The organism is Reichenbachiella agarivorans, from assembly GCF_025502585.1.
Classification (GTDB): Bacteria; Bacteroidota; Bacteroidia; order Cytophagales; family Cyclobacteriaceae; genus Reichenbachiella; species Reichenbachiella agarivorans.
Window position 1 is genome coordinate 1,919,856 of record NZ_CP106679.1, and the last position, 22,224, is coordinate 1,942,079.

19 protein-coding genes and 1 tRNA gene are annotated in these 22,224 nt (G+C 42.3%); 16 read left to right on the forward strand and 4 right to left on the reverse strand.

Features of this window, described 5'->3' with window-relative positions:
• Positions 1 to 117: 117 nt before the first annotated feature.
• From N6H18_RS07995 to N6H18_RS08050, 12 genes are all read left to right on the forward strand, one after another.
• Positions 118 to 1,269 carry a glycoside hydrolase family protein gene (locus N6H18_RS07995; protein ID WP_262311311.1) on the forward strand — a complete coding sequence of 384 codons (1,152 nt, stop codon included), beginning with the start codon at positions 118 to 120 and terminating at the stop codon, positions 1,267 to 1,269.
• A gap of 48 nt (positions 1,270 to 1,317) precedes the next feature.
• Positions 1,318 to 2,886 carry a sulfatase gene (locus N6H18_RS08000; protein WP_262311312.1) on the forward strand — a complete coding sequence of 523 codons (1,569 nt, stop codon included), beginning with the start codon at positions 1,318 to 1,320 and terminating at the stop codon, positions 2,884 to 2,886.
• A 197-nt stretch (positions 2,887 to 3,083) separates the two neighbouring features.
• Positions 3,084 to 4,640, forward strand: coding sequence for a hypothetical protein (locus N6H18_RS08005; RefSeq protein WP_262311313.1), 1,557 nt, complete (start codon positions 3,084 to 3,086; stop codon positions 4,638 to 4,640).
• 6 nt (positions 4,641 to 4,646) lie between these two features.
• A complete protein-coding gene (locus tag N6H18_RS08010) occupies positions 4,647 to 6,014 on the forward strand; it encodes a DUF4861 domain-containing protein (protein ID WP_262311314.1) in 1,368 nt (455 codons plus the stop codon).
• A 13-nt stretch (positions 6,015 to 6,027) separates the two neighbouring features.
• A complete protein-coding gene (locus N6H18_RS08015; protein ID WP_262311315.1) occupies positions 6,028 to 6,366 on the forward strand; it encodes a cupin domain-containing protein in 339 nt (112 codons plus the stop codon).
• An 18-nt stretch (positions 6,367 to 6,384) separates the two neighbouring features.
• Positions 6,385 to 7,503 carry a glycoside hydrolase family 88/105 protein gene (locus tag N6H18_RS08020; protein ID WP_262311316.1) on the forward strand — a complete coding sequence of 373 codons (1,119 nt, stop codon included), beginning with the start codon at positions 6,385 to 6,387 and terminating at the stop codon, positions 7,501 to 7,503.
• A gap of 183 nt (positions 7,504 to 7,686) precedes the next feature.
• Positions 7,687 to 8,868: a DUF4861 domain-containing protein gene (locus N6H18_RS08025; RefSeq protein ID WP_262311317.1), complete on the forward strand. Its 1,182-nt coding sequence runs from the start codon at positions 7,687 to 7,689 to the stop codon at positions 8,866 to 8,868.
• Positions 8,869 to 9,020: 152 nt separating this feature from the next.
• Positions 9,021 to 9,920 (forward strand): sialate O-acetylesterase, encoded by a 900-nt coding sequence (locus tag N6H18_RS08030; RefSeq protein WP_262311318.1) that lies wholly within the window; start codon positions 9,021 to 9,023, stop codon positions 9,918 to 9,920.
• Between the two features lie 616 nt (positions 9,921 to 10,536).
• Positions 10,537 to 10,716 carry a hypothetical protein gene (locus tag N6H18_RS08035; RefSeq protein ID WP_262311319.1) on the forward strand — a complete coding sequence of 60 codons (180 nt, stop codon included), beginning with the start codon at positions 10,537 to 10,539 and terminating at the stop codon, positions 10,714 to 10,716.
• Positions 10,713 to 11,657 (forward strand): PQQ-like beta-propeller repeat protein, encoded by a 945-nt coding sequence (locus N6H18_RS08040; RefSeq protein WP_262311320.1) that lies wholly within the window; start codon positions 10,713 to 10,715, stop codon positions 11,655 to 11,657. The genes N6H18_RS08035 and N6H18_RS08040 overlap by 4 nt, the downstream gene beginning before the upstream one ends.
• Positions 11,658 to 12,463: 806 nt before the next feature.
• Positions 12,464 to 12,742 (forward strand): hypothetical protein, encoded by a 279-nt coding sequence (locus N6H18_RS08045; RefSeq protein ID WP_262311321.1) that lies wholly within the window; start codon positions 12,464 to 12,466, stop codon positions 12,740 to 12,742.
• A 222-nt stretch (positions 12,743 to 12,964) separates the two neighbouring features.
• The gene (locus N6H18_RS08050; RefSeq protein ID WP_262311322.1) at positions 12,965 to 13,498 is read left to right on the forward strand and encodes a dihydrofolate reductase family protein; all 534 of its coding nucleotides are present in this window, start codon (positions 12,965 to 12,967) and stop codon (positions 13,496 to 13,498) included.
• Positions 13,499 to 13,943: 445 nt separating this feature from the next.
• Here N6H18_RS08050 and N6H18_RS08055 read toward each other — a convergent pair.
• Positions 13,944 to 14,015: transfer RNA gene (locus N6H18_RS08055), tRNA-Glu, on the reverse strand.
• Positions 14,016 to 14,158: 143 nt separating this feature from the next.
• Here N6H18_RS08055 and N6H18_RS08060 point away from each other — a divergent pair.
• The 4 genes from N6H18_RS08060 (at position 14,159) to N6H18_RS08075 (ending at position 17,951) form a co-directional block, all read left to right on the forward strand.
• Complete coding sequence (locus N6H18_RS08060; RefSeq protein WP_262311323.1) at positions 14,159 to 15,535, forward strand: DUF389 domain-containing protein; 1,377 nt, start codon at positions 14,159 to 14,161, stop codon at positions 15,533 to 15,535.
• A gap of 118 nt (positions 15,536 to 15,653) precedes the next feature.
• Positions 15,654 to 16,817 (forward strand): hypothetical protein, encoded by a 1,164-nt coding sequence (locus N6H18_RS08065; RefSeq protein WP_262311324.1) that lies wholly within the window; start codon positions 15,654 to 15,656, stop codon positions 16,815 to 16,817.
• Positions 16,818 to 16,879: 62 nt separating this feature from the next.
• Positions 16,880 to 17,365, forward strand: a complete 486-nt coding sequence (locus N6H18_RS08070; protein WP_262311325.1) for an RNA polymerase sigma factor — start codon at positions 16,880 to 16,882, stop codon at positions 17,363 to 17,365.
• Complete coding sequence (locus N6H18_RS08075) at positions 17,346 to 17,951, forward strand: hypothetical protein (protein ID WP_262311326.1); 606 nt, start codon at positions 17,346 to 17,348, stop codon at positions 17,949 to 17,951. Before N6H18_RS08070 ends, N6H18_RS08075 begins: the two co-directional genes overlap by 20 nt.
• Here the strand turns inward: N6H18_RS08075 and ytxJ are convergent.
• The 3 genes from ytxJ to N6H18_RS08090 all read right to left on the reverse strand — a co-directional run bounded on the left by ytxJ (position 17,948) and on the right by N6H18_RS08090 (position 22,126).
• Positions 17,948 to 18,301: a bacillithiol system redox-active protein YtxJ gene (gene ytxJ, locus N6H18_RS08080; RefSeq protein WP_262311327.1), complete on the reverse strand. Its 354-nt coding sequence runs from the start codon at positions 18,299 to 18,301 to the stop codon at positions 17,948 to 17,950. The genes N6H18_RS08075 and ytxJ overlap by 4 nt on opposite strands.
• Positions 18,302 to 18,303: 2 nt before the next feature.
• A complete protein-coding gene (locus N6H18_RS08085) occupies positions 18,304 to 19,944 on the reverse strand; it encodes a hypothetical protein (protein WP_262311328.1) in 1,641 nt (546 codons plus the stop codon).
• A 202-nt stretch (positions 19,945 to 20,146) separates the two neighbouring features.
• A complete protein-coding gene (locus N6H18_RS08090) occupies positions 20,147 to 22,126 on the reverse strand; it encodes an alpha-ketoacid dehydrogenase subunit alpha/beta (RefSeq protein ID WP_262311329.1) in 1,980 nt (659 codons plus the stop codon).
• Between the last annotated feature and the right edge of the window lie 98 nt (positions 22,127 to 22,224).

Consider the following 22,224-nt stretch of genomic DNA (forward strand, 5'->3'; position numbering starts at 1 on the left):
ATCTATGGGATTTCTATTAGGAGAATGTGAGATATTTATGCCACAAAAGAATGTTGTCCAATAGAAACAGATTCTAAATTTAACTGGGTCAACAAAAGTAGATGTAGGGAATCAAATATGATGAAGACGAAATTACAAATAGCAATAATACCCATGCTTTTGATGGGTTTTGGTTGGGCAAATGTTCATTCACAGGCTAAGTATACAGCCATACGCCAAGAGGCTAGTCAGCCCCTAATCACACAGCAGATGTTTGCCGAAGTAGGTGTGGAAGGAGAAGGGGAAAATATCAATGGCCCAAGTGTGATCAGAGTTCCTGATTGGATTCGAAAGAAGGATCGTGTCAACCCTAAGGCACAATACTATATGTATTTTGCACATCATGCGGGAGATTATATTCGTATGGCATGGGCTGCTAATATCGAGGGGCCATGGCATTTGTATCAAATCGGAGATCAGGTAGCGATGGGGGATCGTGGTGTTTTAGATTTGGGTGATACGGTTATCAGTCTAAACAATGGTGTGGTGATTCCCAACAATCATTTGGCCTCTCCAGATGTGCATGTAGATGATGTCAACCAGCGCATCATCATGTATTTTCATAGTGGTGCCTCTACCTACGTCAATGGTACCAGAGTGAAAAAACAGCTCACTTATGTCTCTTACTCCCCCTATGGTTTGGAGTTTTATGACAACATCCAACCAGTGTTTTTTGGGCCATCTTATTTTAGAGTATTTTCATACAAAGACAAAATATATGCTCTTGATAACGGAGCTACTCCTTATCGTGCCTTGGATGCAGATGATCCATGGACAGCCCCAGATGGGTTTGATTATACGAACAACTTGTGGGAGAAACATCCAGACAATCCATTTCAATTAGACATTTCAGAGCAAGAAGGAAAATCCTTCAACGAATTGAGAATCCGTCATACTGCTGTAAGATTGGTAGGAGATGAATTGCATGTGTTCTATTCTAGGCGTGGTGAAATGCAGGAAAGAATACTCATGTCTACCATTGACTTGGGTGTAGGTGATTGGACTCAATGGGATGCGTCATACCCTCCCGTGGAGATTTTAGCGCCGAGTCCAGGCTGGGAGGGCGGTGACTTGGAACAAGTCCGTTCAAAAACCAGCTCCGCGCCAGAAAATGTCAATCAGCTCCGTGATCCTTATGTGTTCGAGGATCGAGACGGATCACTCTACCTGTTTTACTCGGGTAGAGGAGAGGATGCCATAGGTATGGTTGAGATGAAATACACGGAATGAGGTTTTGATGTTCGGTGAATTGAGATTTAAACGATTTAAAAGAAGAAAATGAAAAATACAGTTGTAGGCTTATGGGTGTTGTGTTCGATTTTAGCCAATGACGTTTGCTTAGCGCAAAAACAACAGCCTCAGAAAAATGTTTTGTTTATATCCATAGATGACCTCAATGATTGGGAAGGGGCAATGGGGGGCAACTCTCTAGCCATCACACCCAATATGGATAAGTTATTTGCATCAGGAGTCTTGTTTGCCAACGCACACGCTTCTCAGGCCGTCTGTACTGCTTCGCGCAATTCTCTTTTGAGTGGGATACACCCATCTTCATCTGGCTGGTATAGTGGGACTGCTGATATGAGAAAAACGTATGATCAAGTGATGAAAAATCATACCATGTTGCCTCAATATTTTAGAGAAAACGGATATAAAACGCTAGCCGCTGGTAAGGTCTTTCACAATGGGGTTAGTGATTACAAAGATAAAACTGATCTGTTTTGGGATGTGATAGCTCCAGGATACCACGTGCCCCAAGAATTGAAAGAAAGAGGGGATGGCTATGGCGGATCACATTTTTATCCTTTTCCTAAAGAAGGGAGTCAAATCCTAAACCATTATGGAGAAGAATATAGAGACGGACATTCATTGTGCTATGGCAAACTGGAGCCCGAAGATATTCCTGGCGGTAAGATGTTTGATGAGCAAATCGCTGAATGGGCAGTAGGACAATTGGAAAAAGATCATGAAAAACCATTCTTTATGGCGGTAGGTTTTGTCAGACCTCATGTACCCTTTACAGCGCCCAAAAAGTATTTTGATTTATATGATTTCGATGACATTAGCTTGCCGGAGATGCCCGAAGACGAGATGTTCGATATTCCCAATCTAGGCAAATCTATGGCCTATGGTACAATCAAAACGGGAGATCATTATGCAGTAGTCAACCTTAGCGATACTTATTGGAAGGAATTAATTTATGGTTATCTGGCCTGTGTTTCATTTGTGGATGATCAGGTAGGAAAGGTGATCGAAGCATTGGACAACAGTAAATATGCAGACAATACAATCGTCGTATTGTGGTCAGATCACGGACAGCACCTCGGAGAGAAAAAGACTTGGAGAAAACAAGATCTGTGGGAAGAGGCTACCAGAGTGCCTTTGTTTTTCAAGGTGCCTGGAATGACCCAGCCTGGGCAAAAAAGCTTACAAGCTGTGAGCCTGCTAGATATATACCCTACCCTGGTAGAGTTGTGCGAAACCCCGACTGTACCTCAGCTCGAAGGCGAAAGTTTGGTCCCCATGCTACTCGATGTAGCTACTGAAAGAGAACAACCTGTGTTGACTACATGGAGGTACAAAAATCACGCAGTAAGAAGCAATGACTGGCGCTACATCCGATACAGAGACGGATCAGAAGAACTCTATGATCATAAAAATGACCCCAGAGAGCACACCAATCTGGCATCAGATCCTCGCTATGCAGAGGTCATCGCTGCGCACAAAAAATGGCTCCCAAAAAATGACGCATTACCTGCAGGAGAGACACAGTGGAAGCCTGACGCCTTGGACAAAAGAGTAGAAGAGTGGTTGTCCAATGACGCCATCCCAGATTGGTTGGAATAACCGCATGAAAACAACCAGGTTGTTACATCTGTCATGTTTATCTGTTACTCATTAGGGTTATATGCAACATGCTTCAGGTGAAAATGCAACTTGCCAGAGGCTCATATATGGCTGGTAATAGCGAGAATTGTTAGGAAGTATAAAATGAATGAAGGATCAAAATGATATTAATAAATAAATGTGAACGTATTAAGCGCATGATGACCCTATGGTTTTTCGTGCTTCTATCTGTGCCATCTGTGCTATTGTTGACTAGTTTGTCATCTCAAGTAGTAGAGGAAAGAGAGGCAGCCACTTACTACATCGACAACACCTCTGGCAATGATGCCAATAGTGGATTAGCCACAAATGCAGCGTGGCAAAACCTATCAAAAATTAATCAATTACAACTCCAACCTGGAGATTCAGTTCTATTCAAGAGAGGAAACAAATGGGCAGGTACACTCAGACCACAGGGCAGCGGTGCATTGAGTGCTCCTATCGTAATCGGTGCCTATGGTGAAGGAGAAATGCCCATCATCGATGGCGAAGGCAAAATGGCAGCAGATGACTTTATGTCGGCTGGTTTAGTACTTTACAATCAGGAATATTTCGAGATCCGAGATTTAGAAATTAGAAATTTTGAATCTGGAAATCCAGAAAAACTTTCTAAAAAGGCAGGGATTTTGGTTTTGGCTAAGGACATCGGTACGCTGCATGGTTTCAAGTTTGAGAACCTGAAGATTGCAGAGGTAAATGGCTCTTTGAAAACAAGAGAAAATGGAGGAGTATTCTTTAGTGTGATCGCAGATGATGATCCTGAAAAGAGAGTTCCGACCAATTTTGACGGCATCCATATGACTGGTTGCTATATCTACAACGTAGACAGAGGGGGTTTTCTGAATCAGTCGTTTTGGAAAAACCGAGATCTCGACTCCCGTTTTGGAGAAATCACAGAGAATGGCAAAGAGGACAACTGGTTCCCAACGCTCAATTTGCTGATAGAAAACTGCAAGTTTGAGAACATAGGAGGCAATGGCTTGGTCACACGTGTGGTTGCAGCTCCTGTGGTACAAAACAATTTATTCATAAGAAACAGTACCAAGACAACAGGCAATGCTTCCTATCCATACAACTGTGATGATGCCCTATGGCAGTACAATGAAGCCTGCTACACTGTGTACAACGAAGGCGATGTAGACGCGAGCGGTTTTGATAGCGATTATTTATGCAAAAACACCATCATCCAGTACAACTACAGCCATCACAATGACTGGGGAGGTTTATTGGTCTGTTCGTGGGGGCAGGTCGACAATGCATTCAATGATGGTACCATTGTGAAGAACAATGTTTTTCAGGATGAGAAGCACCACATGATTCGTTTTTCGGGCAACATCACCAATACACAGATATCTGACAATCTATTCGTGACCACTGCTGACATCAATGATGTCATGTTTTGGTACAAGGAGTGGGGGCAAATATGGCCAGACAAGACTGTGGTGACGAACAATATTTTCTACAACGAAGGCACCAAACAACTCTTGAAATTGGGAGAGACTACCAATAATTCTATCCAAGGCAATGTACTAGTCGGAAGTGCTTTCGACGATTCTACTCAGTTTGAATCTTTGGGAAAGAAGAAAGAGAAAAGTGAACTAAAATCATCTGTACAGCAAATCAGAGCAATAGGGGAGAGAAGGGATATCCAAACCTCTCAAGCATTTGAGGTTATCAAAATCATGTGGCCTGAGCAGGCAGAAATGAACCAGTAGAACTTTATGTCTAAATATTTAATCCTTTGGTTGTTGAGTTTTGGGCATGTAGTAGCTCAGGCAAATGAGCTGTGGTACACTCAGGGTAATTTTAAACCAGAGATTCGCATCGAATTTACCATCACAAATAGTCTGGATTTTGATCGAGACAACTGCCCTGTTACCATTACCAGGGAGCAGTTTCCGATGATTGATCTGCATGAAATGTGGGTAACTGTAGTAGATCCAGACATGCCTCCGTTCGATGGACCCTCTGAAGACTTGTTGAGACTGCAGGGTGGTCATCAACTACGTGCTGAGACCAATGGACATGCCATCTATCATCAAATGGATGATCTAGACAAAGATGGGATTTGGGACGAATTATTCTTTCAGGTAGACATCCCTGCAAACTCCAAAAAGCGCATTTTTATTTATTTAGGTGAAAATATTCGTGGATGGAACAAGCACTATACTCATGCCAACATAGGAAACTATTGCAGACATCAGATGCCATTTTGGGAGAGCGAAAATATAGGCTGGAAAATCTGGTTTGCCAACAGCATAGATGTGTACGCCAAAAGAAAACCAGTATTGATGTCCAATCAGTTGTATATGGAAAACCTAGATGGTTATGCTGTATCGGCACATAATCATGATTGGGGTTCGGACATCCAAAGTGTCGCCAATTCGTTCGGAGGAGGAGCCAACTGCCTGTTTGAATTCCCAGATCATCCAGACTCTGTGTCTATGCCTCGCTATACACCGACTAAACTCGCGACAGTTGCCAAGTCATACTGGAACGCTGGTCAGGTCAGTGATACCAGGTATGCATACGAAGTAGTCGTCAACGGTCCCATTCGATCCATCATTAAGATAAAGGCTTTTAACTGGGATACGGGAAACGGTTTTTATGAATATGAACAATCCTACACGGTATATGCCAAGCAGAGCTATTGTACTTCGACAATCGTGTACAATACTTTGTTGCCACATGCTACTGAAGTCAAAATGGGATATGGGTTTAGAAAGAAAAAGGAAGAAGAGCTTTTTGTGCAAAAAGGAGGTATGGTGCTATCTGGAGGACCAGAGACGATCAAAGACCCAGAGAATATTGATGACAGAAAGGAGTACAAAGTTGATTTTGTAGGTACAGGACTCATCGTGAGAGACGAGTACAAGCCTGAGTACCAATATGTAGAGGATTATAAGGGCAATCATACTTTCAGGATTAAGAATTCTATCAACAATTCATTTGAATTGTTGTTGGCTTCTGCATGGAGCGAAGGAGTGGTGTACAACAATGCAGTAGATTTTGTGAAATACATGGAAAAGACAAAATTGGAATACAACAATCCACTGCATGTCAGATTTGATCAAGTCAACGAAAAGTGAAATAGGAATAAATATGAAATACACAACAGATACATTGATAAAGAGCTCTGAACAAGAGTGGGAAGAGGTCGGACCTGGCATCAGGCGCAAAATTACTGGATACAATGATGACCTTATGATGGTATTGGTTCAGTTTGAGGAAGGAGGGATAGGAGAGGCTCACAGCCACGTGCATAGTCAATCGACTTATGTGGCGAGTGGTGTATTTGAGGTGACTATAGATGGAAAAATGAAATTGCTACAGCAGGGGGATTGTTTTCTTGCACCTCCTAATCAGGTACATGGCGTTGTGTGTAAAGCTGCTGGCTTATTGATCGATGTGTTCAACCCAATTCGTGAAGATTTTCTTTAAAGTATAAAATAAGTGAATATGAAAGTATTAAGATTATTATTGATAGTAGCAGTCTTGGCCAATGTAGGCACAGTCCAAGCACAAGATGTTCAGCCTGAGGAAGTAAAGCAGGTAATGAAAAAAGTAGCCGATTGGCAAATCGCACACTTTAGAGACACCTTTAGTGGGCGCAAAAATCCCCACCATCCACTTGACTGGACTAATGGCGCCTTTTATGTAGGATTGACCAAATGGGCTGGCATGGCTGATGACGATAGGTATTACAACTGGCTCAAGAATATTGGTACTGAGTACGAATGGGAGCTTTTTAAACGCATATACCACGCTGATGATCATATTGTAGGTCAGATGTACATTGATTTGTATCGCAAATACAATGATGAGAATATGATTAAACCTACAATCGATCAATTTGATTTTATCATGTACCACCCAGCTCAGACCAAGTTTGAATGGAAGAGTCCTTTTCATCAAAGTAGATGGAATTGGTGCGACGCATTGTTTATGTCTCCACCTGTATGGGCAAAAATTTACAATATCACAGGAGAACAGAAGTATTTAGATTTTATGATGACGGAATTCAAAGCATCAACCGACTTCCTGTTTGACAAAAATGAGAGCTTGTACTATCGTGATGAGAGATACATGTCCAAAGTAGACAACGGGACAAAGGTATTTTGGAGCCGAGGCAATGGATGGGTATTTGCTGGTCTTGTCAATGTCATGAATGAACTCAACCCAGAGAGCAAGGAATACAAATATTTTCTGAAAATCTATAAAGCAATGGCCGAACGCCTACTTCAACTCCAAACCCCACAAGGACACTGGGCCATGAGTCTTTTGGGTCAGGAATTTTACCCAACACCAGAAACAAGTGGATCTTCATTTTACATATATGGTTTTGCATGGGGTATAAACAATGGAATCCTTGATAAATCTACTTATGGTCCAGCCGTAGAAAAAGGATGGAATGCTATGGTGGGATATGTCACTGACGAGGGCATGCTAGGATACGTGCAGCCAATAGGTGCCGCGCCAGGAAATGCCTCACCAGATAAAACCGAAGTATATGGTGCAGGTGCTTTCTTGAGTGCAGGAGCTGAAGTGTTCAAATTGTACGGAGGCAAAGTAGAGTAAGAATAATAACAGGTTATGAATAATCGAACAGGTGTACAGAGATGTATGCTTGTTTTAAGAGGAGAATTTTACGATCTCCTTATCTACAATGAAACATAGTGGTTAGTTGTGGGGTGGTTGGGTTTTCGAACTCAACCACACTTATTCGATCCGAGCATACCCTATTTCAAAAATATTATACACATGAAAAATTACCCAGTAGTAATAATTGCCGCTTTCTATTTGGTGGGATGTTCACCTACCGCTTTGGTCAAAAAGATCACTGTGTCAAACAACCAACCTTTTGATAGGTCTGGTGAAGTAATCTCTTTACCAGTTTCGTCCCTGAATGTACCAGCTGATCAAGCCTTGAGCGACTATGGTATAGCCAATCAAAATGATGAATTAGAACTCATTCAATATGTGGACGAAGACATGGATGGAATAGTTGATCTCGTACTGTTCCAACCTTTAGTCCCTGCTCAGTCATCAGTGGACTATGCTTTTAGAAAACTAAAAACAGATGAGTCACTACCGACCAGCGAAAACGAGTGTTATTCAAGGTTTGTGCCTGAGCGCACGGATGACTATGCCTGGGAAAATGACAAGGTTGCTTTCCGGACTTATGGACCGACAGCACAGCAAATGGTAGAGGACAGCGTGAAAGGAGGAACATTGACCAGCGGCATAGATTGCTGGCTCAAAAAAGTAGAATACCCAGTTATCAACAAATGGTATAAAAAGTACACCGAAAAGACAGGAACCTATCACCGAGATACTGGCGAGGGCTTGGACAACTTTCACGTAGGCGTCAGTCGGGGCTGTGGAGGTATCGCCATCAAGAATGGAGACGAGTACAAAACGTCAAAAAATTTCATCTCTTACCAAACAATCAGCACGGGACCATTGTCCACCGCATTTGTGCTGGATTATGCTCCTTGGGAAATAGGGGAGAATAAAATGGTCAAAACTTCCAAACTTATCTCGTTGGACAAAGGCAGCAACCTCAGTAGAGTAGAGGTAAGTATAGAAGGTAGTGACGTACTCAGTGCAGGACTTACACTACACGAAAACGATGGAGAAGTAAAAGTAGATTCTGTGGGAGGCTGGTTGACCTACTGGCAACCACATGGCAAGGGGAGTCACTTGGCTACCGCCATTGTAGCAAGTCCAGGGACATTTTTGGGTTATGACAAAGTAGAAACTGAGGTCAAGGATCTGAGTAATGTTTACGCACAGCTGGCAGTAAAGGAAGGCAAGGCGACTTATTATACTGGGTTTTACTGGGAAAAGAGCAATCAATTCGAAAATGTAGATCAATGGTATGAATACTTGAGTCAATATGCACAACAGTTGGCCAATCCATTGACTGTATCGATCAATTGAAGTAAACAAATAGTGGTAGAGAAGGCTACTGCTTTTGAGAAAATAATCAAATACGCAACAACAGAAAGAGTTGAGCATCAAGACCTGTATGGTTTTGATGCCATCTTTTAATACCTCTATGACCAATACTGTGCTAAAAATAAGATATCATCATGCTACCGAGAATCCGAAGGTTTAGAAATGTAACACTCTTGTTATTTGCTTCTACGGCATTAATCTCCACCAATGGTATCAATCCAAAAGCAGATCAAGGGTATCCATTGTATGACAATGAACAAGAGTGGAAAGCCAATTTTCCTAAAAAAATTGATTACTGCGAGCAATTACCTAGTCCCGATAGTCTCTACATATTCTTGATGGCAGGTCAATCCAATATGGCAGGTAGAGGTTTTGTGGAGCCTGAGGATACCATCCCAAACAAAAGGATATTGACCATAGATCAATCCATGAATTGGATTTATGCCAAAGAGCCGTTGCATTTTTATGAGCCCAAAATGACAGGTTTGGACTGTGGACTTTCCTTTGCTAGGGCATTGCTCGACTCTCTACCAGAGGGTATTTCTGTAGCGATGATTCCTTGTGCTGTAGGAGGAAGCTCTATCGAAAAATGGCTGTACAACCGAAATCACAGAGGGGTAGACTTGCTTGAGAATTATAAAAGTAAGGTAGCCTTTGCTCAAAAATATGGAAGGGTAAAAGGAATCCTCTGGCATCAAGGAGAAAGCAATGCCAAGATAGATCAAATACCTGCCTATGGACAGAAATTGGACTCATTAATAGCAATATTCAGAGCAACCGTTGCTAACGATACCTTGCCTGTTTTTGTGGGGGAGCTGGGCCAATATACTCAGCCAGTAGATAAACAACAACGGTGGGATGCTCTCAATGAGACTATTCGTGAGGTGGCTAATGGTGATTCAAATATCTACATAGTAGAGACTCAAGGATTGACACACAAAGGAGACTACACACATTTGGATTCTGAATCACTGCGAGAACTCGGCATACGATATGCGCAACGCTACCTTGGGATGAATGAGTCTCTCCAGTAATGGATACAACCCAATGTTGTAGTTGGTATCAAATGCCGATTCTCCCATCTGAGCGTGGAATAAAAAATCACTAGTTATGGTATTTACTGCGCCTTCTTATCATTAGGGAGCAGGAAGCAACATTTAGTAAATGCCGTATTGATCAAAGACAGTAACCCCTTGTCGTACCATTAGCTAAGATCCAAAATGCAGAAGGGTGTCCGCCCGTTGTTGACATTTTACAGAGTGCATGGATCTTGTATTGTTTAGATCAGGGTCACTGTATTGCGCAAGAAAACTTCTTTGCTATTGCCCAAAAGATTAAGTCGCAATGCAATTGCGATCCAGCAGCTATGACACGATTGATCCGACTCAGGGGTAGCAGAATCAGTAACACTAGAAAACAAAAAAGCCACCCCCGCTGGCGCAAGCTTGTAGCTTGTGCTTACGTTCCACAAATCACCTGCTGCCTTTTAATCCAGTTACTTATCTTTAGGAGATGAGTAGGAAATACAAGTTTCAAAACACCCTGTTGAATCAGGTTTTGTATTAGAGCCAGAGCATTGGAAATATAGTAGTGCTATAGATTATGCAGGAGGAAAAGGGTTATTGGATATCGACTATATTTGACTGTGGCATGACCAAGGTACGAGCTGCAAGCTCGCACCAGCAGGGGGATATTAAGGTCAAGAATCTTTTTGAAAAGTTTGACGAAGATGTTGTAAAGGCTGGTTTCGATGCTGAGACGGATGTTTTAGAAAAGTTCTTAAAAAGTGATGATACTTGGTTTAATACTATATTTAATAGCTCGTTTTGAAAGAAATAAGTACAATATCGACAGTTTTTGGTATAATACCAACCAGAGAAAATCTTGTGGCATTTGCTTCAGATGAGGAAAGCGGCTTACGACATGAAGCTTTTTTTGTAAATGTCAAAGACTTTTATACAGCTAAATCCTCAGACGAATGTGTAATATTTCAAACTAGCGAATCGGGAGCAGTTTCTTTATTAACTTCAGATTTGCAAACCATGAAATTTGAAGGTGATTATAGTATTTTAAAAGCTTTCAAGTTCATAAATGGTTTTATAATAATAGATAGAAAAAGTAAGTCTTATAATTATATTGAACCTCAAGTAGCATCCAGTACAGATCTTGGTTTTTACTTTAAAAAGTCCGGGAATTTGGATGAGAGATACTTATTTAAAAGGCTGGGCGATGAAATCACATTATTCTCGTTATCGAAGAAAGAAGAAATAAGAATCTTTAACATTCCAAGAGATTTTGGCATTGATGCAAGTCCTGCAGAAGGTGTTTTTCATCTAGAGCCAACAATTTATATTCCCCTTTCCAATGGTCAACTCCTAGCCTTCGATATCTCTACAGACGAATTAAAATGGAAGCAAGAGCGTGTAGGCAGGACTGCTATTTTTGAAGACAAGATTTACTGTATAGCGGATTACACCATTAAGGAACTGGATGCAAACACAGGAGAGATTCTGAGACAGGAAAGCATGCAGGGTTTAATAGACACTTACGGCTTTAGACCCACTGGAGCACACAAAGTTTATGACGAATACATTTTCATAATGACTTCCGGCAAACCGGGAATGGTTGCTATTTATGATAGGAGAACCTTGAAGTTCCAGGAAATGCTCAAACTAGATGAGATGATTCCTTTAGGAACAGACCACCTTCACTGGCATAATGGTAAACTTTATATTCTAGATTTTGGGAAGACCCTCCATGTTTATGAATGAGATTCCTCCTCCACTGGTCGTAGAATAGAAATCACTAGGCGTAGTATTCACTACGTCTTCTTATCATTGGGGCAGAAGGTAGGGTTCTCACCTTGTCACTCTGAGGTTCTCGAAGAGTGGACAAGCCGTGCCGAAGCATCAGCACTACCTGCCTATGGTTCGAGTTTACCCGCCGAGGCGTGTACCTCACCATGACAGGGAGAGACTAGAGGAAAAGGGTACAGAACAGCAGCTCCACTGGTCGTAGAATAGAAAATCACTAGGTGTAGTATTCACTACGCCTTCTCATCATTGAGAGGCAGGAAGCAACATTTAGTAAATGCCGTATTGATCAAAGACAGTAACCCCTTGTCGTACCATTAGCTAAGATACAAAATGCAGAAAGGTGTCCGCCCGTTGTTGACATTTTACAGAGTGCATGGATCTTGTATTGTTTAGATCAGGGTCACTGTATTGCGCAAGAAAACTTCTTTGCTATTGCCCAAAAGATTAAGTCGCAATGCAATTGCGATCCAGCAGCTATGACACGATTGATCCGACTCAGGGGTAGCAGAATCAGTAACACTAGAAAACAAAAAAGCCACCCCCGCTGGCGCAAGCTTGTAGCTTGTGCTGTACATTCCACAAATCATCTGCTGCCTTTTAATCCAGTTACTTATCTTTAGGAGATGAGTAGGAAATACAAGTTTCAAAACGCCCTGTTGAATCAGGTTTTGTATTAGAGCCAGAGCATTGGAAATATAGTAGTGCGATAGATTATGCAGGAGGAAAAGGGCTACTAGAGATAGACTATATTTGACTGTGGCATGACCAAGGTACGAGCTGCAAGCTCGCACCAGCGGGGGGTGCTATGGATGTTTGAGCGAGCTGGAAAGAAAAATATAAGGAATGGAGCTTTTCAGTTGTGGCAACAACACAATCATCCAGTAGAATTATCCACCAATGAAATAATAGATCAGCGGTTGGACTATGTGCACAACAATCCAGTAGAGGCAGGGTTTGTATATAAGCCAGAAGACTGGGTATGGAGTAGTGCCAGACAGTATGCAGGTGAAATCGGCGAACTAGATATCAGTTATGTGTAATCGAGCGGACGCTCTTCCGATAGATAGGGTATGGTGGACGAGAGGGTTTATACTAGACACAATAAACATTCGAACGAGAATAGTTAAAATCTGTAACATCTCGTTGACCAAATCAAACGTATACACGATTTTCTCTTTTACTAAGAAAATTTATTTCTATAACTCAAAGCAGAAATATACTAATCCAATTAAATATTATAGAACCTTAAAAGGGTAAAACAAATGCGAAAATTATCACTCTTTATTGCAACAAGTTTAGACGGATACATAGCAAAACCAAATGATGACCTCAGCTTCTTAAAATTAGTAGAAAAAGAAGGTGAAGATTATGGGTATGCAAAATTCACAGACACAATAGATACCTTAATTATCGGTAGGAAAACATATGATTATGTAGTCCGCGAAATCGGATCATCTCACTATGACAATGGAGAAAGAGATGTGTATATAATAACAAGAACTAAAAAACCAAATGCTGGTAAGACAAAGTTCTTCACAGGAAATTTATCTGAGTTGGTGCTTCAACTAAAAAGCGAAAGCGGAAAAAATATCTATTGTGATGGAGGTGCAGAAATCGTCAACGAATTATTGAAGAATGATTTGATTGATGAAATGATTATTTCAATTATCCCGATATTATTGGGTAATGGTACAAGACTTTTTAAAGATGGAAGGCCTGAACAAATGCTTGAATTTGTTACTTCGAAAACATTTGATACAGGATTGGTACAATTACAATACAAACGAAAAAGTTAAACAGCACATCCTGCCCCACTCGGGGTAGGATGCTCAAAAGCAATGACTAGGCGAGGTTTGTAACTTCACCTAGTCACTGAGCATAGAGTAAAAAATCACTAGGCGTAGTATTCACTACGCCTTCTTATCATTGAGAGGCAGGAAGCAACATTTAGTAAATGCGGTATTGATCAAAGACAGTAACCCCTTGTCGTACCATTAGCTAAGATCCAAAATGTAGAAGGGTGTCCGCCCGTTGTTGACATTTTACAGAGTGCATGGATCTTGTGTTGTTTAGATCAGGGTCACTGTATTGCGCAAGAAAACTTCTTTGCTATTGCCCAAAAGATTAAGTCGCAATGCAATTGCGATCCAGCAGCTATGACACGATTGATCCGACTCAGGGGTAGCAGAATCAGTAACACTAGAAAACAAAAAAGCCACTCTATTGAGTGGCTTTTTGAAGTAGTCCGTAGGGGAATCGAACCCCTGTTACCAGGATGAAAACCTGGCGTCCTAACCCCTAGACGAACGGACCATTTCGTAATGGAGTGCAAAGATAATTTTCCTTTTTTCTTTTCCAAATATTGACCTCTTCTTTTTTTAATTTCTCTGGAAAATATTTTCTAAAATCATTACGTCGGTGATATTTTTTGATCCAAATCCAATTATGTTTATAGCATGGAAAACACACGTTTGAAATTTCTGGCGTCACTGAAATCATATCTCAATGAGTTGTTTGATCTCAAGCAAGACTCTGAAAGAGAGAGTACCACTGTTTCGGAGATTCGCAAGGGAATCGTCTTTAGAGGAGCCAATCTCTGGATTTTGATATTTGCCATTCTGATCGCTTCTATTGGGTTGAATGTCAACTCCACAGCGGTCATCATTGGTGCCATGTTGATCTCTCCACTCATGGGGCCTATTATGGGGATTGGTTTGGGAGCTGGAATCAATGATTTCGAGCTAATCAAACGAGCGTTTATGAACCTCAGCGTGGCAGTGCTGATCAGTGTGTCTACTTCTGCCTTGTATTTTGCCATTACGCCGCTGCACGAGGCACAGTCCGAATTGCTCGCACGTACGACACCTACACTTTGGGATGTGTTGATTGCCTTGTTTGGTGGACTGGCAGGTATCATTGCTGGCTCTCGCAAAGAGAAATCCAATGCGATCCCAGGTGTGGCTATCGCCACGGCACTCATGCCTCCCTTGTGCACTGCAGGATATGGTTTGGCCAATGGCAACTGGTACTATTTTATTGGGGCTTTTTATTTGTTCTTTATCAATTCGGTTTTTATCAGTGTGTCTACTTTTTTGATCGTTCGTTTTCTCAAGTTTAGAAAGAACCAGTTTGAGTCTCCTGCGATCGAAAAGCGAGTGAAAACCTCCATTTTGGTATTTGTGATTGTGACCATTATTCCTAGTGTGTACTTGGCGTACAATGTGGTGAGAGGGACGATTTTTGAACAGAATGCGAAGAATTTTATCAGCAGTAGTTTTAACATGGAGCAGACTCAGGTGATCAGTCAGAGGTATTTTCTCGATCAGGACAAGGAAGTGATCGAGGTGACCCTCTATGGTAAACCTCTCGATCAAACTGCCATCCAATACATCCGTGAAAAAATGCCGCTGCACGGACTGCACAATGGAGACCTCCGAATCAAACAAGGCTATCAGGAGGATCTGCAAGAAAAGACCATGAAAGAATTTGAAAAAATGGGTGAAAACCTCAAATTCAAAATCATAGAGGATATGTATGCCAAAAGTGAGGAGGTAATCAAGACGAAAGATGAGAGGATTGCCTTCTTAGAAAACCAAGTAGCCAAAATGCACCTGCATACTTATCCGATTCAGGACATCGAAAAAGAGTTGTCGGTACAATATCCCGCATTGAAATCACTCGCTTTGGGTGAGTTGATCAATCACAACATGGATACGATCTGTTACGCTTTTGTAGACTACAAAACCAAACTCTATCGATCAGACCGACAGAAAATAGAGAAATGGTTGCAAGTGCGAACCAAAGCTGATAGCCTCATCGTGGTGATACAATAGAGTCAGATAGTGTCTGTTTGAATATGTACAGGGTGAATTCTCCCATGATTTTCTATTCCCCTCAGATTTGCCCTACCAAAATATGGATGGAACCGCTTTTTTGAGATAGGTTTGAATCATGAAATTGATAGAAGTCATCTCTGCTGCCCAAAAGAAAGAATTTGTTCAAATGCCTGTCCGGTTGTACCGAGATGAAAAGCATTGGATTCGTCCGTTGGACAAGGACGTCAATTGGGTTTTTGATCCAGAGTTGAACAAAACCTACAACCACGGGACTTGTGTGAGGTGGTTGCTGGTCGATGGTGCCGAGACAATCGGCCGAATAGCGGCTTTTGTCAATGAAAAAACAGCAAGCAAAGACAATGATCAACCAACAGGGGGGCTAGGTTTTTTTGAGTGTATCAATGACCAAAGGGCAGCCAATTTGCTTTTTGACCGAGCCAAAGACTGGTTAATAGAGCAGGGCATGGAAGCCATGGATGGCCCTATCAATTTCGGCGATCGTGACAAATGGTGGGGGCTCCTTGTAGATGGGTTTGACATTGATCCCAATTACCAGTGCAATTATCACTTTCCCTATTACCAGACTCTCTTCGAAAACTATGGGTTCGAAGTTTACTTCAAGCAATTTACCTTCATTCGCTCTACCTTCGATCCTTTCCATCCCAGAATCCAACACAAGGCGGAAGTATTGAACCAAGATCCTAATTACACCTTTGAGCACATGAAACTCAAGCAGCTGGATAAATATGCAGAGGACTTTAGGTTGGTGTATAATCAGGCTTGGGCACATCATGATGGCGTGGTAGAAATGACCAAAGAGCAGTCCACTGCTATCATGAAGCAGATGAAACCGATTTTGGATGAAAAGATTATTTGGTTTGCATATTACAAAGGAGAGCCGGTGGCATTTTATGTCAATTTGCCTGAAGTGAATCAGATTTTTAAGCACGTCAATGGCAAATTGGATTTGATTGGCAAGTTGAAGTTCGTCTGGCACAAATGGAGAAAGACGAATAAGAAAATGCTAGGCTTGGTTTTTGGAGTGGTGCCAGCGCATCAAGGCAAGGGACTAGACGGTGCACTCGTGATGGCCACAGCCCAAATGGTACAACAAGACTACAAGCGATACCCTATTCTAGAGATGAATTGGATCGGGGACTTTAACAGAAAGATGATTTTGGTTGTCAAACAAATAGGTGGAGAAATAGGCAAAACTCATCATACATACAGGTATCTTTTTGACAGGAACAAACCTTTTCAGCGCATGCCTATCAAGTGATTTTGTTTCATTTGTAATAAGATGACCATTTTTGCGACTAACCACCCGAACCCAAAAATTGAATGAAGTCGGATTTCCAATTTTTCTTGAATGAACATCATCGGATCATCGCCAAAGTCTGTAGGATTTATACAGATACGGCTGAGGATTTCAATGATTATTATCAGGAATGTGTGATTCAACTTTGGCGCTCATTCGATACGTTCAGAGGAGCTTCCAAGCTGTCTACATGGGTTTATCGGGTTTGTTTGAATGTGTGTTTGTCTCAGCTCAGGAGCAAAAAGAAGAACCTGACAGTGGCACGGGAAAATCTACCCGATACCATTGATGATAATGATGGGATAGAAGAGGAACAGTTGACGATGCTATATACGGCCATCAAGGCTCTCAAAGAGTCCGATCGAGCAATCATACTGTTGTATTTGGAAGAGCGTAGTTACAAAGAAATGGCAGATATCTTGGGTATCACCGTGACCAATGTGGGAGCAAAGGTCAACCGTGTGAAAATCCAATTAAAGAAAATTATAGATGGAAGAACTGGATATTAAGCAGATTTGGAAGCAGGGAGGAAAGGAGCAATCTTTTAGCTATTCGGATGAGGCAATCGAACGGATTGTCCGTCAGCAGCCGCAAAACATCGTTTCTCGTTTTGTGAGTGTACTCAGAAAGGAACGCTGGGCCAATTTGATCGTACTGTCTGCTCTGGCTATTTATTTATTGCTTGCTTCTTATTGGGGCTTTGCTGCACTGGTGATTTTGATGGATGCAGCTTTCTTTTTCTATTATTATTTTTTGATTCAAAAACTGGACAGAGAATTTATTGACAACAATGTGGTCCAATATCTCAAGGATGTCCATCAGAGCATCTGTAGATTCAATCGGCATTTCAAGATCACCTTAGTTGTCATTGGTGCTGCTTCTGTAGGCTTCTGGTTTTACCTTGGCTATGGTAAGTATGACGATGTTTCCATCATGATGGAGCAAATATCCTGGGCACGCTGGAGTATGGCACTGGTGGTCACGTTGGGGTGCATCGTACTGGCTTTTTATATGTTTGGTCAGATGTATGGCAAAAAGGCCAAAATGATCAAAAGTATGGTTGAATCCCTCGACCAAGAAGAAACAGACAGCTAAGCTGTCTGTAAATCATTGGCTATTTTTAAGATTTCATTGTAAGAGATGCCCATGTGCGAGTTGTCATAGATGGCTTTGCCATCGGACAAGATCAGTACCTGAGGTGACTGGTGCTCCACGCCGAGATCAGCAGCGATTTGATTAGAAACCTCACGGTAGGCAATCAAATCCAAATAATAGGGCTTTAGGGGATTGATTTCGTCTTGGTTCCAAGACCTCTCTAGTCGGTTGAGTGCCATGCTGCTGATGCTGCACCTGGTACTGTGTTTGAAAATCATCACGGGATGATCTGTTGACTCTGCGATGATGGCTTTAAGTTGGTTGGTGGTTGATAATGTTTCCCAATTCATAATTAATTATTCCAAATGTCTTTTTCGTCTTTGTCAAACTTTGCTTTGTTGACTTTTTCCTTAACTGCTTTGGGCTGGGTTTGGTTCCCGTACATTCTTACCCAAGCGACATTTACTTTTCTTTTGGTGTCTCTGACGGTACGGTTGTCATCATATTTGGCAGAGAGGTAGCTGGCACTTGGATGCATGTCTTTCTTTTTGCTCATCTTTTTGGTTTTGACCAAGAAGGTGGAGCTCTGATAACTAGGGGAGTTTTTTAGCGTCTTGTTGCTAGTGTATCGTTTGTATTGCTTGATGCTTTTGTTGTGTCCAGCAAAATCATGAGGTTCCAGAGTAGTAGCCTTTACCTTTGGTCCCACAAAAGTTCTTTCTTTGCCTAGGTCGTACTTGGATTTGTCTATCGCTAGGTTGATGGTAGGGAGGAATCCTTTTCGTTGGTTGCTGGCTGGGAATTTTACATAGGATGGAGGTGTAGAGTATCGGGGTCTTGTAACGACGACTTTGTTGTGGTTGTTCCATCTGGTGTATCTCGGAGAGATCTTTTTGTGACCATAGTCACCCGCATGTTCTTGTGTGTAGCGTGGAGCAATATTCCATTTTTTGCTGTACTCTCCTGCCTTGTCCTGGGTGAAACGAGGATTGACTTTCACTCCCACACCAGACAAGCCTGCATTTGCTTGAGAGAATCGTGGGTTGATATTCCATTTTTTGCTGTACTCTCCTGCCTTGTCCTGGGTGAAACGAGGGTTAACTTTCACTCCCACACCAGACAAGCCTGCATTTGCTTGAGAGAATCGTGGGTTGATATTCCATTTTTTGCTGTACTCTCCTGCTTTGTCCTGGGTGAAACGAGGGTTGACTTTCACTCCTACACCAGACAGACCTGCATTGTTTTGTGAGAAGCGGGGAGATACATTGTGCTTCTGTCCTGCATATCCAGCGTTGCTTTTGGAGAATCTTGGATTGACTTTCACCCCCTTGCCAGATTGTCCAGCATTATTTTGTGAGAAGCGTGGAGAAACATTGTATTTCTGACCAGCATATCCTGCATTGTTCTGCGAAAATCGAGGGTTAACTTTTACTCCATTGCCGGATTGTCCAGCGTTGTGTTGCGAGAAACGTGGAGAAACATTGTGTTTTCTTCCTGATTGTCCCGCGTTATTTTGGGAGAATCTGGGGCTTACTTTTATTCCATGTCCCGATTGTCCTGCATTGTCACGACTAAATCTGGGGCTTACACTGTGTTTTTTACTGAACTGTCCAGCATTGTCTTGAGAGTAGCGGGGAGATACAGTGAATCGCTTGCCTGATTGTCCTGCATTTTCTTGGCTATACCGTGGTCTGGCTGCATATTTTGATTGTGCTTTTGGACTTTTGCTATATCGGATGTCAGATTTTCTTAGGGATTTGCTAGAGCCAGCTACTGATTGGCTGTAGCGAGGGCTTCTAGCACGTTCTACTGATGGCTTTCCTTGTCCCTTGGATTTTTTTACGTTTTTGTTATTTGGGAAAAATCCTTTTCTCTCTCTTTGGGCAGTTTTGAGCTTGTTTCGGTCTTGAAGTAATTGGGCATAACTCTCCTGCGTTGATAGCAATATGACTATCAATCCCATGATTATAAAGAGGAAATTCCGTTTGTTCATTTATTCTAACACACCCTGATAACAGAACGGAAAGTTAGTAAATAAATTTAACCGAGGCAGTGAAAAGTACGAAACCAGTCGATCATTTCGGCCTTTTGTCGGTTGATCGTCAACCTATTGGGTGTGAGGTTTTATAAGAACCCGTCTGTGTTGTTGCTTGAAGTGTGGTGATGTTACACGTGTTTTCGGTATCAATTTATCACTAATAGGCTTGTAGTTCCTTCAAACGTTGCTTGAATCGTTCTTTGGGCAGGAAGTTGTCTTCTAGCGTTTTTGCGAAAGGTACTGGGGTGTCCAAGCTTGCCACCCGCATCACAGGAGCATCTAGGTATTGGAAACAATGCTCGCTGATCCAAGCGGCGATTTCTGCTCCTATCCCTCCAGTCAGGCTGTCTTCATGGAGTATGATGACTTTGTTGGTTTTTTTGACAGACGCTTCAACAGTCTCTTTATCCCAGGGGAGCAGTGTCCGCAGATCTATCAATTCTGCATCGAGGGAGCCCAATTCTTGGATGGCTTCTATCGCCCAATGTACGCCCATGCCATAGGTGATGATGGTCAGGTCGTCACCTTTATGTACATACTTGGCCTTGCCAACCTCGATGGTGTAATAATCCTGAGGCACGTTTTGACTCTGTGACCTGTAAAGTGCCTTGTGCTCAAAATACAAATAGGGATTCGGGTCTTCAATGGCCGAATTGAGGAGCCCTTTGGCATCATAAGGAGTCGAAGGATAGACAATTTTGAGCCCAGGAGTGTGAAAGAACCATGCTTCGTTGGACTGGGAGTGAAAGGGGCCAGCACCGACACCTGCTCCCGTGGGCATTCGGATCACGACATCTGCGTGTTGTTCCCAGCGGTAGTGACTCTTGGCTAGATTGTTGACGATTTGGTTGAAGCCACAGGTGACAAAGTCTGCAAACTGCATCTCTACCACACTTTTCATTCCATGTATGGACAAGCCCAAAGCTGTGCCGATGATGGCAGACTCCGAAATTGGTGTATTGCGGATACGGTCTTTGCCAAACTCAGCGACCATGCCTTCTGTGACCTTGAAAACTCCCCCATATTCTGCGATGTCTTGGCCCATGATGATGAGTTCGGGGAATTTGTGCATAGACTGGCGCAGAGACTCAGAGATAGCATCCACAAACCTCAAGGTGTTTTTTCTTCGAGACTTAGGGATAGTAATTTTTTGTTTGAAAGGGGCATACACATCATGTGTCTCTACTGAAACATGCGCGTGGATGGCTTCTTCATTTTCTGCTATTTTTAGTCCTTCGTTGATTTGCTGATTGAGCTCACTGTGGATGTTTTCCCTCGTTTCGTCATCGAGTATTTTGTTTACCCTTAGGAAAGTTTCATAGCAGCTGATGGGGTCTTTCTTTTGCCACTCCTCGATGATGCCTTCTGGATAATATTTGGTGCCGCTGGCTTCTTCATGCCCCCTGATTCTAAAAGTCATGCACTCGATCAGGATTGGTTGGTTTTCTTTTTTGATGAGTTCAGAGGCCTTTTGTACGGCATGATAGACTTCTAGGATGTTGTTGCCATCGACTTGCATGGTTTGTATACCATAGCCAGGTCCCTTGAGTGTGAAGGAATCAAAATTGAATTGCTCATTGCTAGGTGTAGACAGTCCCCAACAATTGTTTTCAATCATAAAGATGACTGGCAATTTCCATACTGAGGCGACATTGAGCGCTTCATGAAAGTCCCCCTCACTGGCCCCACCGTCTCCAGTGAAAACCATCGTCACTTTGTTTTCTTTTTTTAGCTGATGGGCAAGAGCAATGCCGTCTGCTACCCCGAGTTGTGGGCCGAGATGAGAAATCATTCCCACGATGTGGTGCGCTTTGGATCCGAAATGAAAAGACCTGTCTCTGCCTTTGGTGAATCCCCCTGCTTTGCCTTGGAACTGTGCAAATAGGCGATGAAGCGGAATGCGCCGAGTAGTGAATATCCCTAAGTTGCGGTGCATGGGCAGGATGTATTCGTCATCATCCATCGCAAGTGCGGCACCTACCGAAATAGCCTCCTGACCATAGCCCGAAAACCACTTGCTGATTTTACCTTGGCGCAGGAGGATGAGCATTTTGTCTTCTATGAGTCGTGGCAATAGCAGCCAAGTGTACATAGCAAGCAAATCGGATGGCTTTAGTTTTTTGATGTCAAATTTCATCAGAATCTTGTCGAAGCGGTTGGGGTGTCAGACAGCAAATCTAATGAGAGCATCTTGAAATATACGTTTTGCTCCCTGCATGTTGATCACCGTTTTTT